This is a genomic window from uncultured Cyclobacterium sp., from assembly GCF_963976465.1.
Lineage (GTDB): Bacteria > Bacteroidota > Bacteroidia > Cytophagales > Cyclobacteriaceae > Cyclobacterium.
This window is the reverse complement of record NZ_CAXBOC010000051.1, coordinates 1-16,694: the sequence shown is the minus strand read 5'-3', so window position 1 is coordinate 16,694 and position 16,694 is coordinate 1. Positions and strand designations below refer to the sequence as shown.

13 protein-coding genes and 1 pseudogene are annotated in these 16,694 nt (G+C 37.0%); 8 read left to right on the top strand and 6 right to left on the bottom strand.

The features are described from left to right. The 4 genes from AAC037_RS04730 to AAC037_RS04715 form a co-directional block, all read left to right on the top strand. A partial coding sequence (locus AAC037_RS04730) for a HAMP domain-containing sensor histidine kinase (protein WP_339901899.1) occupies positions 1–1,028 on the top strand: 1,028 nt, incomplete at its 5' end. Between the two features lie 285 nt (positions 1,029–1,313). Continuing rightward, the gene (locus AAC037_RS04725) at positions 1,314–2,561 is read left to right on the top strand and encodes a spondin domain-containing protein (protein ID WP_339901898.1); all 1,248 of its coding nucleotides are present in this window, start codon (positions 1,314–1,316) and stop codon (positions 2,559–2,561) included. A 276-nt stretch (positions 2,562–2,837) separates the two neighbouring features. Next, positions 2,838–5,489, top strand: coding sequence for a PAS domain S-box protein (locus AAC037_RS04720; RefSeq protein WP_339901897.1), 2,652 nt, complete (start codon positions 2,838–2,840; stop codon positions 5,487–5,489). A gap of 102 nt (positions 5,490–5,591) precedes the next feature. Then, positions 5,592–5,918 (top strand): multidrug efflux SMR transporter, encoded by a 327-nt coding sequence (locus AAC037_RS04715; RefSeq protein WP_339901896.1) that lies wholly within the window; start codon positions 5,592–5,594, stop codon positions 5,916–5,918. Between the two features lie 584 nt (positions 5,919–6,502). Here AAC037_RS04715 and AAC037_RS04710 read toward each other — a convergent pair. Both AAC037_RS04710 and AAC037_RS04705 read right to left on the bottom strand, forming a co-directional pair. Further along, complete coding sequence (locus AAC037_RS04710; protein ID WP_339901895.1) at positions 6,503–9,697, bottom strand: type ISP restriction/modification enzyme; 3,195 nt, start codon at positions 9,695–9,697, stop codon at positions 6,503–6,505. After that, positions 9,698–10,288, bottom strand: coding sequence for an SEC-C metal-binding domain-containing protein (locus tag AAC037_RS04705; protein ID WP_339901894.1), 591 nt, complete (start codon positions 10,286–10,288; stop codon positions 9,698–9,700). It abuts the gene before it with no gap. A 921-nt stretch (positions 10,289–11,209) separates the two neighbouring features. Between AAC037_RS04705 and AAC037_RS04700 the strand changes: the two genes are divergently transcribed. Continuing rightward, positions 11,210–11,692 carry a hypothetical protein gene (locus AAC037_RS04700; protein WP_339901893.1) on the top strand — a complete coding sequence of 161 codons (483 nt, stop codon included), beginning with the start codon at positions 11,210–11,212 and terminating at the stop codon, positions 11,690–11,692. A gap of 880 nt (positions 11,693–12,572) precedes the next feature. On the opposite strand, the gene AAC037_RS04695 is transcribed toward AAC037_RS04700, so the two are convergent. From AAC037_RS04695 to AAC037_RS04680, 4 genes are all read right to left on the bottom strand, one after another. After that, entirely contained in the window at positions 12,573–12,800 is a 228-nt protein-coding gene (locus AAC037_RS04695; protein WP_048640993.1) for a helix-turn-helix transcriptional regulator, read from the bottom strand. A 3-nt stretch (positions 12,801–12,803) separates the two neighbouring features. Continuing rightward, on the bottom strand, positions 12,804–13,283 hold the full coding sequence (locus AAC037_RS04690) for a DUF2975 domain-containing protein (RefSeq protein WP_048640994.1): 480 nt from the start codon (positions 13,281–13,283) through the stop codon (positions 12,804–12,806). 450 nt (positions 13,284–13,733) lie between these two features. After that, positions 13,734–14,645: a helix-turn-helix transcriptional regulator gene (locus AAC037_RS04685; RefSeq protein ID WP_339901892.1), complete on the bottom strand. Its 912-nt coding sequence runs from the start codon at positions 14,643–14,645 to the stop codon at positions 13,734–13,736. 1 nt (position 14,646) lies between these two features. Beyond that, positions 14,647–15,159 (bottom strand): hypothetical protein, encoded by a 513-nt coding sequence (locus AAC037_RS04680; RefSeq protein ID WP_339901891.1) that lies wholly within the window; start codon positions 15,157–15,159, stop codon positions 14,647–14,649. Positions 15,160–15,727: 568 nt separating this feature from the next. On the opposite strand from AAC037_RS04680, the gene AAC037_RS04675 reads away from it, so the two are divergent. The 3 genes and pseudogenes from AAC037_RS04675 to AAC037_RS04665 all read left to right on the top strand — a co-directional run. Further along, positions 15,728–16,063 carry a metalloregulator ArsR/SmtB family transcription factor gene (locus AAC037_RS04675; RefSeq protein ID WP_339901890.1) on the top strand — a complete coding sequence of 112 codons (336 nt, stop codon included), beginning with the start codon at positions 15,728–15,730 and terminating at the stop codon, positions 16,061–16,063. Positions 16,064–16,157: 94 nt separating this feature from the next. Continuing rightward, on the top strand, positions 16,158–16,367 hold the full coding sequence (locus AAC037_RS04670) for a hypothetical protein (protein ID WP_339901889.1): 210 nt from the start codon (positions 16,158–16,160) through the stop codon (positions 16,365–16,367). A 171-nt stretch (positions 16,368–16,538) separates the two neighbouring features. Continuing rightward, positions 16,539–16,694, top strand: a pseudogene (locus AAC037_RS04665) (arsenical-resistance protein); the annotation flags it as partial.

The following is a 16,694-nucleotide window of genomic DNA, read 5'->3' as shown; positions in this document are numbered from 1 at the left end:
CTAGCATTAAAAACAACGAACAAACTGTGGGGTATATTTATATCATTTTGGCAAGTGAAGAATACACTAGTGTAACAGATATGCTCGCCCATAATTATCAAATCAAGTTGGCCACTAAAGCTGTGTTTATCACATTTTTGACAGCAATAATCGTCGGTTTTATGGTAATCTGGTACCTTACTAAAAATGTTAATAAAATAAGTGTAGCTGTAAATCGGTTCAAACAAGGTGACCTCAAGGCCCGCATTCGTTTACAATCAAAAGGAGAGTTATCTGTATTGGCCAATAACATCGATTCAATGGCGGACACCATTGTCAGCAATATCAATGAAATTCGTTCGGTAGAAAAACTTAGAAAGGAATTAATTTCCAACATTTCCCATGACCTTAGAACACCATTAACATCCATTCAAGGCTATGCAGAGACCTTGGTTTTGCTTGAAGAAAAGTTGGATAAACCAACAAAGATTAAATATTTAAACACCATCCTTTCCAGTACCCAAAGGGTTAAAAAAATGGTGGAAAATCTTTTTGAGATTTCAAAACTAGAAGCCCAGCAGATGGAAACCAAAAAAGAAACTTTTTCCATTAATGAATTGCTTTCTGATATGGTGATGAAATTCGACTTAATGGCAAAAAGCAAGTCCATTGACTTTAAGATTAACATGGCGGAAAACAACACCTTGGTTTTTGCTGACATTGCTTTGATGGAAAGGGTTTTTCAAAACCTTTTAGAAAATGCCCTGAATCATACTCCAGCGGGGGGGACAGTATTGATTTCCATAGAAAAAAAAGCTACTTCATCCATCGAGGTTACCATCAAAGATACCGGAATTGGTATATCCTCCGAGGAGCTCCCCTATATTTTTGACCGGTATAAAAAAGGAGCCTATGGAACGCACAAAGGCACCGGATTAGGACTTGCTATTGTTAAAAAGATCCTTGAATTGCATAAACTAGACATTAAAGTAGAAAGCGAGTTGAATGTAGGCACTACTTTTTCCTTCAGGCTCCCCGTCTATTCTTAAAATTTGATTTTTTTGTGATCCTTTCGTGATACCCTATCGCTTATTTTGATAAAGTCAAACAATAAATCTTTATCACGATGAGAAAGTCCTCAATTTCGAAAATTTCCTATACAATTTGATCCAAGTACTGCCAACTGAAAAGGCTGAACAAGCCTGTTCTATATCCTCGTTCTGGCTCCATTTAGAATCCAATTAGAAAAAGGATATCAAACTACTCAATCATAGTATAGGCTGGACAGTTAAAAGCTCTCCTAATAAATCAATTGTTAACCAAAAAAAAACACCATGAAAAATGTAAGTTTATTTAGCTTTTCAGCCATTCTCGCTTCAATTGTTATGTTCAACGGATGCGACACAAAGGAAGATGAAATGCCTGAGACAATAAGCAGTGAGTTTACTGTTACCATTGAGAATATTTTTGAAGCCAAAGATTATTTTCATACGGGACTTACGGGTTTAATTACCCCCGGAAACAGTGAATCTTTCAGTTTTAATGCGGGCATCGGACACGCCTTAAGCTTTGCTACAATGCTGGTTGAATCCAACGATTTGTTTTATTCTCCGGATGAAAACGGGATTCCCCTTTACGATGAAGATGGAATTCCAGTCATAGGAGATGTAAGCACAATGATTTCCTTATGGGACGCGGGTACCGAAATCAATGAAGCACCCGGAGTAGGCCCCAACCAACCATTGCGACAAAGCGAAGCCAACACTGGACCATCTGAAAACAATCCGGTAAATTTGGTCAATGATACATTTACCTATCCTGCTAGCCAAGAAAGCATCAAGGTGGAAATTGCACATGATGGAGGCACAATGTTTACCATTACCATTACCAATATTTCCGAAAACACCGAATTGCCTTCGCCTTTTGCCCCTGGTGTATGGGTCATTCATAACGATGATCAAATGCCAATTTTCTCAAGTAACGAAATTGCCGGACTTGGTTTGGAGCCTTTGGCCGAAGATGGAGGAAATTCAGTTTTAAACACGGAATTAATGAACAACACAGGATATTTTTCACCACTTGCTCCGGGTGTTTATAGTATAGCTGCTGAAAATATGATCTTTATGAGCGGACAATCATCAAGTGCTGCACTGGAAAGTTTGGCAGAAGATGGAGATGCATCAGGATTTGACCAAGTATTTAACGCACCGGTTGGAATGAGCTCCCCGGGGCCTTTGCTTCCAGGCAGCACTTATTCCTTTACATTTACAGCTGAAAAAGGAGACAAACTATCCTTTGCCAGCATGTTAGTCCAATCAAATGATTGGTTTATTGGGGCAGATAATTTGGATTTATTTTCTAACGGCATGGCCATATCAGGAGACATTACAGGCAATGTATATCTATTTGACTCCGGAACGGAAGAAGATGAATATGCCGGTGCAGGTAAAAATCAACCTTTAAGGCAGGCCGGGCCTAATACCGGTATTGATGAAGGTGGCATTATTAGTAAAGAAGCTAATCCTACTAATAATATTCCAACCCTAGCCGAAATGGTGAAAGTTACCATTACTCCTATGTAAAAGCTTAGACAAGCTTTAAAGCCGAAGTATCCGCTTTCAATCGGTACTTCGGCTTATAATTCCACAAGGATGAGTTCACCGTGAATAGGAAAATTCAACATTTTTAATGCTAAGATAACTTCCTATGTTTTGACCAAGATTACCACCAAAAGACCCACATTGAAATCCCCAATTAACCACTCTTCATTAATTTTATCCGTTTGTACCGTGCAATTTTAGTCTTCTATTTGTATATTCAAATGCAATTCCCAATATTATTTAAAACGATTTTTAATTATGTCATCTGTCAAAGACGCAATAGGTATTAAAGCTGTAAATCAAATACCTGAATCATTGGTCTATTGGGATACAAATGAAATTTGTCAATTTGCTAACACTTCATTTTTAAATTGGCTTGGCAAACCCTACGAAAAGGTGATAGGTAAACTAAGCCTTAGAGATGCATTAGGCCAAAGTTATCAGAAGCAAATCCCCCATTTAAAGGAGGTATTAGCAGGTAATCCGCAAAAATTCTCTTTGGATATAAATAATGAGAGTGAAGGAGTTAACAATTTTTCCGTCAGCTATACTCCCGATATTGAAAATGACAAATTAGTAGGATTCACAGCTTACTATTCTCAGAAAATTGACATCAAAGAAATTACTGAGGTAAAACCTATTTCAATAAATCTCCATGAAAATATTCTTGAGTTTGCTCCGGATGCCATAGTTATTATAAACAGTTCTGGTATCATACAATATGTAAATCAACAATTTGAACACATTTTTGGATATGCTAAACATGAAGCAATTAACAAGGAAATTGAGTTTTTACTCCCGGAAAAACTGAAAGAAAAACACAAATCCCACATCAAATCATTTTTCCTTTCTTCCAATTTCAGGCCCATGGGGAAAGGGTTGGAATTATATGGGCAGAGAAAGAATGGAGAAAATTTCAATGTTGAAATAAGTCTTATACCTGCCCAATCAAATGGGGACTCTTTAGTAATGGCCTCTATTAGAGATGTTTCTGAACAAAAAAATATTGAAACGGAGCTGGAAGAGAGCAACAAGCGTAATGGCATCTTCATTCAGCAATCACCCTATGCCATAGCCATGTTAGATAAAGAATTGCGCTATATGGCTGTATCTGAAAAGTGGCGAAAAGATTATGCCATGGAAGGAAAAGAAATTGTAGGAAAATCTTACTACGAACTATTCCCCAATATCAAAGAAAATCGTAAGAAGGATTTTCAGGCATGCTTAGCAGGAAAAAAGTTTATAAAAAAAGAAGAACTTGTTTTTGGCCAAAAGGGGAACAATAAGTGGATTAAATCTGATATTCGGCCTTGGTATATTACCGAAGGAGAAATAGGTGGTCTCTTAATGCATACTGAAGACCTTACTTTAATCAAAAATAAAGAAAAAGAAAAAGTACAAGTAGAAGCAATACTAGAGAAAACCAGTGCCATTGCAAGAATAGGCACTTGGGAATTTAATTTAGAAGAGGAAAAGTTAATCTGGAGCAAAGTGGTTCGTGAGATCCACGAAGTGTCGGAAGACTTTATTCCGGATGTAAATACAGCCATTAATTTTTATAAAGAAGGGAGAAGTCGTGAATTGATAAGTAAAGCAGTGGCAAATGCTATTGAAATAGGCAACTCATTTGATTTGGAAATTGAATTGGTCACGGCAAAAGGAAATGAAGTATGGGTGCGTTCCATCGGACAGGCAGAGTTTATGGAAGGACGATGTAAACGCATATTTGGTATTTTTCAAGACATCACTTCGGTAAAAAAAGCTGAAATAAAGCTGAGTCGTGTCAATGAGGAGTTAAATGCCATGTTAAATTCTGAATTGGTTTCTGTGATCGGAACTGACAATCAAGGTACAATCAATCACTTCAATCGGGGTGCGGAAAAAATGCTCCAATATTCCAAGTCTGAAATGATTGGCAAAAAAACGCCTCAAGTATATCATACCATGGAGGAAATGGTAAAAGCTGGCAAGGAAATTTCTAAGAAAGTCGGCAGAGAAATTTCTGGCCTAAGTATTTTCGCAGAAATTGCAAAACAACAAGGGCATGGCCCCCAAGAATGGACCTATGTTAGAAAAGACGGCAAGCATATTTCAGTACTTCTAGCGCTCACTTCATTAAAGAATCAACAAGGAGAGGTCTTTGGCTATCTAGGAATAGCAACAGATATTACTGAATTGGTGGAAAATCAAAATAAACTGAAAAAAGCCAACGAAAACCTAGAGGTGCTAACTGAAAAACTTACTTCCCAAAACCTTCAACTTGCCAATTTCGCTCATATCACCTCTCATAATTTAAGGGCGCCTGCCAATAACTTGAATTCCCTACTCCAATTCTATCATACAAGTGAAGGGCAGGAGATAAAAAGCACCATTATCGAGAACTTTGAAACTGTAAGCAAGCACTTAATTAGCACCTTGGATAATTTAGTAGACTTGCTCAAAATTCAACATGAGGGTTCCAAAAAAATTGAAATCCTCACTTTTGATGAAATATTGGGCAAAACCAAAGAGATGTTGGTTGGTCATATCATGGAATCAAAGGCTCAAATAATTGCAGATTTTTCCCAAGCCCCAAAAATAACTTTTAACCGTATCTTCTTGGAAATCATATTCCTCAACCTTGTAGGAAATGCAATAAAATACCGTTCTCCTGACAGGGAACCAATCATCCAATTAAAATCTCACAAGGACTCCGGACGAATTGTGCTTTCGGTAAAAGACAATGGTTTAGGCATTGACCTTAAGAAGCACGGAAGAAACTTATTTGGTCTCCATAAAACTTTCCATGAAAACAAGGAAGCCAAAGGAATGGGTTTATTCCTAACCAAAAAGCATGTAGAGGCCATGGGAGGAGTAATTTCGGCCAAAAGTGAGGTGGGGAAAGGGACTACTTTTACCATAAAATTTTAAAATAAACTTAAAAATTTGAGTTGAAGGTGTGATTAATTCGATTTTTTGACATTTAAAAAGTGAAAATCCTATTTCATTTCCGAGATTTACAAAAAAAATGAAATGAATTGGATCGTATTAATTTTTGCCGGATTATTTGAAGTAGCCTTTGCTTTTTGTCTAGGAAAGGCCAAAGGCAGTGCAGGAAATGAAATGTACCTTTGGTATACCGGATTTATCCTTGCCCTGTTCATTAGCATGAGCCTATTAATCAAGGCAACCCAGTCTTTACCCATAGGAACGGCCTATGCAGTTTGGACAGGGATAGGAGCAGTAGGAACAGTATTGGTAGGGATTTTGGTATTTAAAGAACCTGCCACATTTTGGAGAATCCTATTTCTTAGCAGCTTAGTCGGATCAATTATAGGACTCAAGGTTGTTTCCAATTAACTATCCTATTTAAATAAAAGGAACCAAATATTTGGGCTAAATCCCCTTGAAACTATATGCAATTCCAATCTCCCAGCTAAAGCTGGGGGCTATTGATTTTCGGGAATTCCAACGGATGGAAATACAAATCAACCCGCATTGAATCTATACCTGAATTAATTGATTAACCATTACCCCTCAATAGGAGCGGGCTTTAGCCCGTTTGTGATGGGCTATGTAATAGCATCCGGCTTTAGCCGAATTTTGAATGCATTAATGGTGGCCCCTTCCAAATCCCCTATATTTTGGAGGTAGGCAAAATAATTATTTATTAGCGCCATCGGGTATATAGTTGGGCTAAAGCCCAATTAAAAACACATTATCCCAATCCTCCAGCTAAAGCTGGGGGCTATTGATTTTCGGGGTTCAATGGACAATTGGAAGCATTAAACCTATTACGGTTTAGCCTAAATCATTTGATTTAGGAAAGCAATTCCATAGAAAAAAGCATCATTTTTACCCCAAAACAATTTGATTAACCATTACTCCTCAATAGGGGAGGGCTTTAGCGGAAATTTATTAGGGAGAAAAGTGATTAATAAAATTTACGATTTTTTCATAAAATCAATCTTATCAATTTCCTTCATCAGTCTGTCGGTTTCTGTTAAGGCCACAATGATTTTTTGGTAATGGAGAATATCCTCAAATTCCAATTGACGGCCTTTGCGGTCTTTGAGCCATTTTTGGGCAGGCTGGTAACCACCGATGTAGAACGTCCAGGCGATCTCAGGCACATTGTCAAAATACTGGGTAGCATTGATATAAACTTTCCCTTTTTGGTCCGTTCGCTGAGCGGAGTCGAAGCGTGGTTTAACTACCTCATTGTCCCCATCAATAGGATACTGGGTAATGTATTCCTCGACTTTAGGGCTTTCCAATAAATGGATTTGCCGAATTTCTTCGCCCAATTTAACCAATTGCCAAAAGGTTTCCTGGTCTTCCGGATAGGGTACTCTTGGGAAATCTATCTTTAAAAACTCTTTGTACTTCTCCCGGTAACTTGGGGAATGCAATACCGCATAGATATAATCCAAAAGGTCTATCGGAGCAAAACTAGCTAGTGTAGGACCCTGAGCGGAGTCGAAGGGTTCGTTCGTGAAAGTCAAACCTAATTTCTCTGCTATTTGCTTTACGATTTCTGGGTTTAGGTTTGGGATTCTTTCTTCTGTTTGCTCGATGTTTTGTTGCTCGGTTCCTGCGGTGTACAGATAAAGAGGGAAAAACTTGCAATTATCTAAAGGAGACACTCCATCTTTATCTACAACCTTATTTGCTATGAAAAAGTTATTAGTGTTTCCCTTGCGATTATTTCTGATAGATAAAAGTGAAATATTTTCTGAAATGCAGTTTTCACTTAAAGGGCTTCTGGGGTATGCCATAAAACCTTTGCTTCTCCCTGTGTAATATGTAAAACGATTGTCAAAAGGATGATAAGATATTTTAATAATTCTCCCATCATCAGCTCTAAGATCCTTCCTAGCAAATTCAATTGTCCAATCACGACCATCTGCAGGTAAATCATATTTCCTTCTGAATTCCTCGATTTCCATTCTTAATATTTCTGAAATCACATTTTTAAGAGTGGTTTCTTTGAAATGATAGACAAGTGAATCTCTTTTGGTTTGAATTCCAGTGTTGTTTTTCAAAAACATAGAATCCAATTTAAAGCCCTTTTTATATTTTTCTGCAGAAGAAAAATCTTTAGGAACAAAAAACAAATAGGGTTCTACATTCTCTAGTTTGTTCCATCCGATGGATGAAAATGAGTTTTGATTAAGGCTATCGTATTTAAGGTTTCTCCTTCCAAATAACTCCGAATGATAAATTTCGCCTAAATCTAAATTTTTCTTTTTCCCATTTTTTACGAAAACATTAATTGAAACACCTTGTTGAATGTCAAATACATTTTCATCTTTCCCTCCATCAGGAGCTGTTTCGTTCTTTTTAGTGCTGCCGTGCAAGTCTAAAATATAAACCTTATCAAAAGTCTCTAACAAATGTTTACGCATCTGACGGTGCGTAATACCATCAATAAAGCTATTGTTGGAAATGTAAGCTAAAACTCCACTTCCATTTTTCTCTATATAATGTTGCCCATAACGAATGAATTTGATGTAATCATCATCTAGATTGATTTTTCGTTCGTTTAGATTCTTTTTGTAATCTGAAATTAAACCTTGAATCCAATCATTTTTATTCGTGCTACTTACTGCATAGGGCGGATTCCCAATCACGCACATTACTGGCGTATCTCGTTTAATATGGTTGGCTTCATTGGCTTCTGTACTTAGCCAATTGGCAAATAAGGTCCCGGTATCTTTATTGTGCTCTTCCAGGCTATTGGTCAGGTAAACTTTAAATCGCTGATTGGAGGTGGGTTTAAATCCTGTTTCGGACAATAGCAAATCCAATTTCAAATGGGCCATGGCATAACTTGCCATTAGCAATTCAAAACCGTTGAGCCGTGGCAATAAATGCGTTTCCACATAATTGCTCCAAATGCCTTGCTGCCCCTTAAACTTCTTGTGAATGTGTTTGACCACTTCAGCAAGGAAAGTACCTGTACCTGTGGCCGGGTCGAGGATTTGTACTTTGTGTACTTCTTTATCTACTTGTTTGTAACCTGTGGCAGAACGTTTGTCTTCCGTTTGGCTGTCTACTTTTATGGTAGTTTTACTGGTGTCTGCAAGTCCCTGCGGTAAATCAAATTCTGTTTTTAGGATATCATCTACAGCCCTCACTATAAAGTTCACAACGGGTTGCGGTGTGTACCATACACCTCGGGATTTACGCAATTTTGGGTCGTATTCGCTTAGAAACGTTTCGTAGAAATGAATAATCGGGTCTTCCATTTTGGTGGATTTCCCGTAGTTCTTCAAAATCTCCTCCACATTACAAGCCATAAAAATTTCTGTTAAACTATCCACAACCCATTTGATACGGTCGTCAATATCCGGCCCGGCTATATAGCCAAAGAGCTTTCGCAAAAAAGGATTGGACTTTGGAATCAGTTCGGCCGCTTCCTGTCTGCTGAAGTTGTCCAAAGTAGGATCATGCAAGCGTGCAGCAAACATGCCGTAAGCGATGGTTTGGGCATAGACGTCTGCAAATCCTTGTGGGGTGATGTCATGAATCAAGATTTGCTTGAAAGCCAGCATTTGATCTTTCAGGGTACTGTCTTCATGGTTTTCTTCATCACTTGTAAGGGCTTTGCCAATAATATCAGAAAGAAGTCGGGCCTTGCCTGCCATCATTTCAGCCAATTTCTTTGGACTTTTTATGGTTTGCCCAATATGACTACCAAAGTCCTTGATTAGGTTTTCAAAGCTATCAAAGTTATTCGGTAAAGGTTTTATCCCTTTGTCCGTGATTTCTGCAATGGCGATTTTGGTAATAAATTCCCCTTCCCGGTAAAGGTGGAAGTGAAGATAATCCGTAAAAATCAAGTTGTTCAATGAGGCCTTATAGCGGTCAAACTGCTCCTTGTTTCCGGTTTTCTTTGTGCCATCAAGGTCTTTGTCCCCTATGTCTTTGGCTTCTATAAAACCAACAGGGATATCTCTTTTGGTCAGGATATAATCGGGTGCACCACAGCTTTGTCTTTTGGGTTCATTGGTGGCACTGATGGTTGGTACCAAGGTTTCTAAAAGCTGTTGCAAATCCCCTCTAAAAGTATGTTCAGTAGCATAGCCAAGTTGGTACCTTTTGTCTAAGCTGTCAATGTATTGGTCTATTGTCATTTAAATGTTTTTAATCTTCCCATGGCATCTTTTGTATTTAATTCCACTTCCACAGTGGCATTTATCGTTGGGTCTGGTTTTTTTCTTTTTCGGTTGTTCGTTTATTGTTCTAGTTTCCGGCTTTTTCTTGATTATATAGGTATTATTGTAATGGTTGATGACATTGTTAATGTTAATGTTCTTTACTTCACCTGATTCACATAGAGATGTTAATAAACTAATCAAAGCAATTAATAACCCTAAAAATTGGTACAATTCACCCCTGGTTTTTGGTAGAGCATCAGACAATTTTTGTAATTCGGGAGTTTCATTTTTAAGAGTGGCTTTAAACTCTTCAATAGAAGGGTTTGTTTTCTGAGCATTTGTAAATATTTCATTAAGTGCTTTAAGCCTTTGGATGTTTATGTCTGAACTGCTTATGAGTTCTATCCCATTTTTTAGGATATTATAAACTCCATTTCTCACTCTTCCTTGTCTATGACAATTCGGGCAAGTGGCTGAAACATTTTGAAAAGTAATATTTCGGATCCCCTCACCTACCTTAATAGGTGAATTAAAATAGATTCTGCAATTATCGCAGTATGCAGGCATATTGAACATAGCTAATTATATTATAATTGAGTTCTCAATACTAAAACTATAGCGACTCCAAGATAGTAAGAAAGTAAGTTTTTTATTTTAAGGTTTTTCTCATCTCATATTTATCAATTGATAAATACTATTTAAGTTTCCCTACCCACCGTACTAATCAATTCCCTTGTTCCAGACGTCTTCTGTTTGGTTACACTTTGTAAATGGCAAAACCTGAATCTTGACCGGCTAGAATAAGATTTCCCCTTTTCCTTGGAGCCGGAAGGGACGCCACTTTATTCATCATGGACCAAGTATAATGCCCTTTCTGCCTTTCCTCCCCTATTAAAATCTTAATTTACTCTAAATTATTGTAACCTTGTAACTAAAGAGTAAGAACTTTAATAATATGCCTGAAAATCAAGAAAATATTTGGTTACAAAAAATGTTTATTCTTAGTAACAAAAAGGAATAGGTTACAAAATTCTGTATCGGCCACATATTTTTATCATTAAAAATGTAACCAAATAAGTGAATAGAGTCATTGGGCTACATAGATACTGGGTTACACATTTTTCTAGCCCAATTTATATTAGTCTGTTTTGGACGTTAAAATTTATATTCGCAAAAAGAGATATTGTTGCGTCAATGGTGAGAATTGATTAACGAAACCACCTCAATAGGAATGGGCTTTAGCCCATTTATAAAAGCAATAGCATTTCACCCGGCTTTAACCGAAATTTGGATAGAGAATGGATCATTAAATACCACACCTGGGCTTCGAAAAGCTCAGCCACCAGTATAGCAATTTTTTGACAATTGAGAACTTTACAGTTAAAAACCTATCTTCTTAATACATTTGACAACTCTTTATTTGTATTTTATATATTAAAAAAGTATTTTCAATGTAGTTTATTATATTTTACATTAAACCCAAATAATATGAGTACGAAAAACACAGTTTCTATTTCAATCCCGGAAGCGGAATTGCAAAGCGTTAAAGAAGCCATCGCTACCCTTAAAAACACTTTAAGCCCCTACATGATTGCGATTAGTGCCGACGAGAGGCAGAAGGTGCCTAAAATGGGTGATGGTAGCATTCCCTTTGTGGAAAAAGTAATGGAATATGCTCAGGAAGACGGCCAATTTCTCCCACCCTATATGGATTTGGATGAATTGAATAAGGATTGGGAAGCAGTCAAAGGCCTGATGCCGTTGCTTAGGGAATTGCAACAGGTAGAAAGCAACCTGAATGACACCGTAATGATGGCAGGATCTGAAGCCTATATAGGAGCACTTAGCTACTACAACTCTGTGAAATATGGTGCCAAACTTAATGTAGCAGATGCCAAAGTGATCCATGATGATCTAAAACAGCGGTTTTTAAGAGCCAAATATGGTTCTTCCGATGAATCCAATAACTAAATAACAAACCATGCTTATGTCACCCAAATCAATTTAAGGGGTACAGTCAAAATCTATTGAGCTGTACCCTATTTTTTTTCAGGTGAATTGTAAACTCCCTTCTTTTTCTCCTTTCGTCCCGCTATTCAAACAGCTAATAACGAATTAAAAACATCGAATTATTCGGTTCTACCATCGAATTTTGACTCTTTTTGGTCGAATTACCGAGCTTCTATCTCAATTGATCTGCCAAAAAGGCGGAATTTTCCGGATAAAACATTGAAAATCCCACCTCAAAGCTCGAATTTTGAAGCTAAAAACTGAAATGGGTACCCTCGAAGGTACCCTTCTCTACTTTGGGATACCAAATTTTTAACTTGCACCTTGAAAATTCCGGCAATTTTGTCATATTTTCTATCCATTTACCAAATTAATGTCATTTTTAGGTCGAATTTTCAAGGTTTTAGCTAGAAAATTTGAGTTATAAGCTCAAAAATTCGAGCTAAAAGGTCGAAAGTTGTCAGTTTTGGGCACCTACCCCCTATTTCTTGTCAGAAATTGGAGTTAGGAAGGTATAAGGGTATGTTCCAGGGTACCCTCTAGGGGTTTTGGGGCACTCAACAAAACCTACCCCATCCGCAAACTAGTACTACAATGGGATCTTGTGTCCAATTCCGATCGAGCGAGACAATGAATCGAAACCTTAATTGTATAACCTTTGCTAATTTATTATGCACTAGGTTTTGGACATGATTTCACTGACTGTTTTTCAAAATACTTCACAGGTATAAGGTCAGTTGCTTATGCAACCAACTGCCTTATTATAATTGTAATTTACAATAGGGAGATTAGTAGGGGCTTCCGAATAGTGAAGAATCAAACTTTTAATATTTATGGGATATTAGCTGTTGGTTGGTTCATTTTCATCATTTACATACTCCAGAATATCACTTGGCTGGCAGTCCAATGCTTTACAAATAGATTCTAAGGTACTAAAACGAATAGCTTTCGCCTTACCTGTCTTTAAGATAGAAAGGTTAGATAAGGTTAAATTAACCCTTTCAGAAAGTTCATTGAGAGAAACTTTACGCTTGGCCATTATCACATCTAAATTTACAATAATTGGCATAGCTTAAATTGTTAAGTCATTTTCGGATTTCATATCAATGGCATTTTGCAATAATTTTTGAAATATTGCCGCTGTGGTAGCAATGACTATTGATGCAAAAGTAGTTACAATGCAAATGGCAAGAAAGCCCGCTGGGTCGTCCTCTATATTATGAGATATTCTTATGATGATACCTGCTGCTACAATTAATGCACTTATTGCAATGGCACAATTCTTAATACTCTTTAAAGCGTTAACAGCTTTTGATGAAAATACATTATTTTGTCCAATGTATCCTAGTAATCTGAAAGCTTTGTAAAGTGCAATAAAAAAGAGGATTGATACGGCATATCCATACAAAATGAACGGGTCAAAATATATGTTAAACAAGTCTAAATTAGTGGCTCTTCCTTCGGTCAAGGGAAACCAAATCAAAATGGCAAAAGCCCCAATTCCGATAAGCAATATGACTGCCTTAAGGAATATTATTGAATATTTATTCATAATGAATTTACGAAATCTTATGTTTATCAACAAAAGTAATAAATATTTATTGATAAACAATAAATATTTATTACAAAGATGAATTATCGAAAATCCCAACTGGTCTAAGCTTAGCGAAGCGTAACTTAGACCTAAAATTCTGAAAGTTTCCAACTTTCATTTAATAACCTAGTAATCCTCACAAGCAAATTGATAAATTCAACCCCCTCAATAGGAATGGGCTTTAGCCCGTTTGTGATGGGCTATGTAATAGCATCCGGCTTTAGCCGAAATTAGGATACGGTAATGGTGGCCCCTTCCAAATCCCCTATATTTTTGAGGTAGGCAAAATAATTATTTATTAACGCAATCGGGTATATATTTGGGCTAAAGCCCAATCAAAAACAAATCACCCCAATCCCCCAGCTAAAGCTGGGGGCTATTGATTTTGGGAATCGATTTTTTGAAAATTTAATTCATCTTGAATTTTTCCCTGTATTCGGTAGGGCTTATTCCTTCTTTCTTCTTGAAGAGCCTTGAAAAATAAGGAGGGTATTCAAAACCCAATTCATAGGCCACTTCAGCAACCGTTTTATTTGGATTCAATAATATATTCTTGGCCTCATCTATCAGGTACAATTGTAAATGTTCTGTTGATGTTTTTCCTGTTTCCTTTTTGAGGGTATCACTTAGGTAACGCTGGGAAACCGACAGGTTCTCTGCAATCAGCTCAATGCTGGGAATTCCATTTTCTTGCAATTGCCCCGAATCAAAATATTTTTCCAACTCTAGATTAAACTGCTCCAATAGATCATTTGAAAGCTCCTTCCGATTGATAAACTGTCTTTCATAAAACCGATTGGCATACTTCAATAGGGTACTCAGCTGCGAAACAATTATTTCCTTGCTAAATTCATCCTGATTGTTCTGGTATTCCAGGTCAATATTCTCCACTATTGATTCAATCTGCTTTTCTTCTCGAGGAGAAAGGTGAAGTGCCTCATTGACCGAGTAGGAGAAAAATCCATACTTTTTAATTTGATGGGCCAACTCCGTTCCCTTGATAAAATCTTCATGGAAGTTGATAGAAAATCCCTTTTGCTCAAATACAACACTACTATCCCACTGCAAAACCTGCCTGGGGGCAATGAAAAACAAAGCTCCATTGGTGAAGTCATATTTGGTTCGCCCATAATTTAAATCCCCTTTCACAATTTTTTTGAAGCTAATGGTGTAGCAATCGTTGGTGATGGGTGGTGAACTCTCTTTTGGGCAAGGTAAAAACCCATCTCCTATGGCAGAGAACACACTTAGCATGGGATGCTCCGGACGAGGAAGCTCCAGGTATTCCAAATAAGCCGATAATGTTTTAAAATGTTGCATCTTATTTATCCAATTCTACTGCTGCTTGTTGTAATTGTTTGTTGTAATTGTCGATCCGAGCATGGGCAGTGCCATCAATCAACAAAATCACCACTAACATGGCAATAGCGGTAATCACACTTGCCCTCCAAATAGGTAAATTAACAAATAGAAGTAGAAGCGCACAAGCTGCAATAATTATCGGAATAGCTGTAAAAACAACATTTTCATATTCCTTTAAAGTGCTTTCAGTTCGCTCAAGTTCAGCGGCCACAAAAGCCTTTGCATCTGCATTGTAAGCTGTCTCAAATTGCGTAATTCTTGCTTTATTGGTAAAAAATAATCCTAAGCCTATGATCAATAGCAAAGCACCCGCCACCAAAGCGGGAATGATGTAGGCCTTGGCCATTTCTGTTTTCCCCAATTGCCAAAAAATTAAACTCGCCACCATAAATACCAGTCCAAAAAGGATGAAAAATGGTGTTGAAAAAAGTTCGGCTTTCGCCCAATCAATTGCTGACTTTAATATATCCATGATATTGTATTTTAAAGTTACTTCAATTTATAAATTCCAATTAACACTTGTTGCCTTTTCAGACAACTCCCACAACTTATTTCCAACAGCTCTGTAATTGCTGATTCATAAGCTGTACCGCTTGTGGTTCCTGTAAAAATGATAGGTTTACGTTTTCTAATTATTCAGTCACCTTACCTTACTCACCAAATCCATTTGCTAATCTATTCTTCGCTAAGCATGATATTATTTATGATTCAAAGATAAAGCCATTGACGGTCTAAACTTTTACACGCATTTTCAAATCTTGTATACTTTTTGGTAAGCTGTATCAAATACTCGTTCATGCCACTGGCAAACTGACTTAACTCTTGATCCATTTATATTTTTTCCAAATAATGCCGTTTCAGGGACTTTTATTAAAGCCTATTTAATCCAACCAAGCTAATTGAATTGGTTCATGGCCTTTCTGGAATAGGACGTTTCATTTATAGCGCACGATAACACGCTGGAGATCACCATAAATTTTGCCTCAAAATTTTGAAGGGTAAAAATCTAATCGTAATATTGCAATGAAATATTTCGAAATATGGGTTTAACAAAATCAGATCTATTTACCAAAGAGCAAAATAATCTGGCGCTTGTGGCCAAAGCTTTTGCTCACCCCGCACGAGTGGCCATCATTCACTTTTTAATTAAAACCAATGCCTGTGTCAATGGAGATTTGGTACAAGAACTTGGCTTAGCTCAACCCACCGTAAGCCAGCATTTAAGAGAGCTAAAAGATATTGGGATCATTCAGGGAACTATTGAAGGGCCTAGGGTAAGCTATTGTATCAATCCAACAAGATGGAATGAAATCAAGGACTTGTTTAACCAAACATTCGAAAAGTTTAAAAATCCTAATCAAGGAGATTGTTGTTGAAAAAATTTTAACAGAACCATCGTAATAATGCAATAACACAATATCAAAAATCATAATAAAAATGTAAGGATAACCAAAAGAAGAAGCCATTACCATGTGTCCCGAACTAAGTAAATACATTGAAACCGTGAAGGCTGGTAGGGAAGCTATACCCCAAGATCGTAAAAATCAACTAAAGAAAATCGCCCTTTTCGTAAAGACCAAAAAACAATCCAATGAGGATGCAAATTTAACTTTCATTTGTACCCATAACAGTAGAAGGAGTCATATGAGTCAAATATGGGCATCTACAGCAGCCAACTAATTTAATATTGCAGAAGGAATCAATACTTTCTCGGGTAGATAAAAACGTAGTAGATTCAATAATCATTTACAGAATCCAATACAGGTAGTAAAACTTCAAATAAGCCCCTAAACCACAGGGTATAATTTTATATCAAAGTTAAAAGTGTTTATATCAGTAATAAAAAAGGAAATGAGCAATAAAAAACTAAGTTTTCTGGATCAATACCTCACCCTTTGGATCTTTATAGCCATGGGTTTGGGAGTAGGTATTGGCTACCTTATCCCATCTAGCGCTTCATTTATTGAATCTTTTAGTAAAGGAAGCACCAATATCCCCATTGCCATT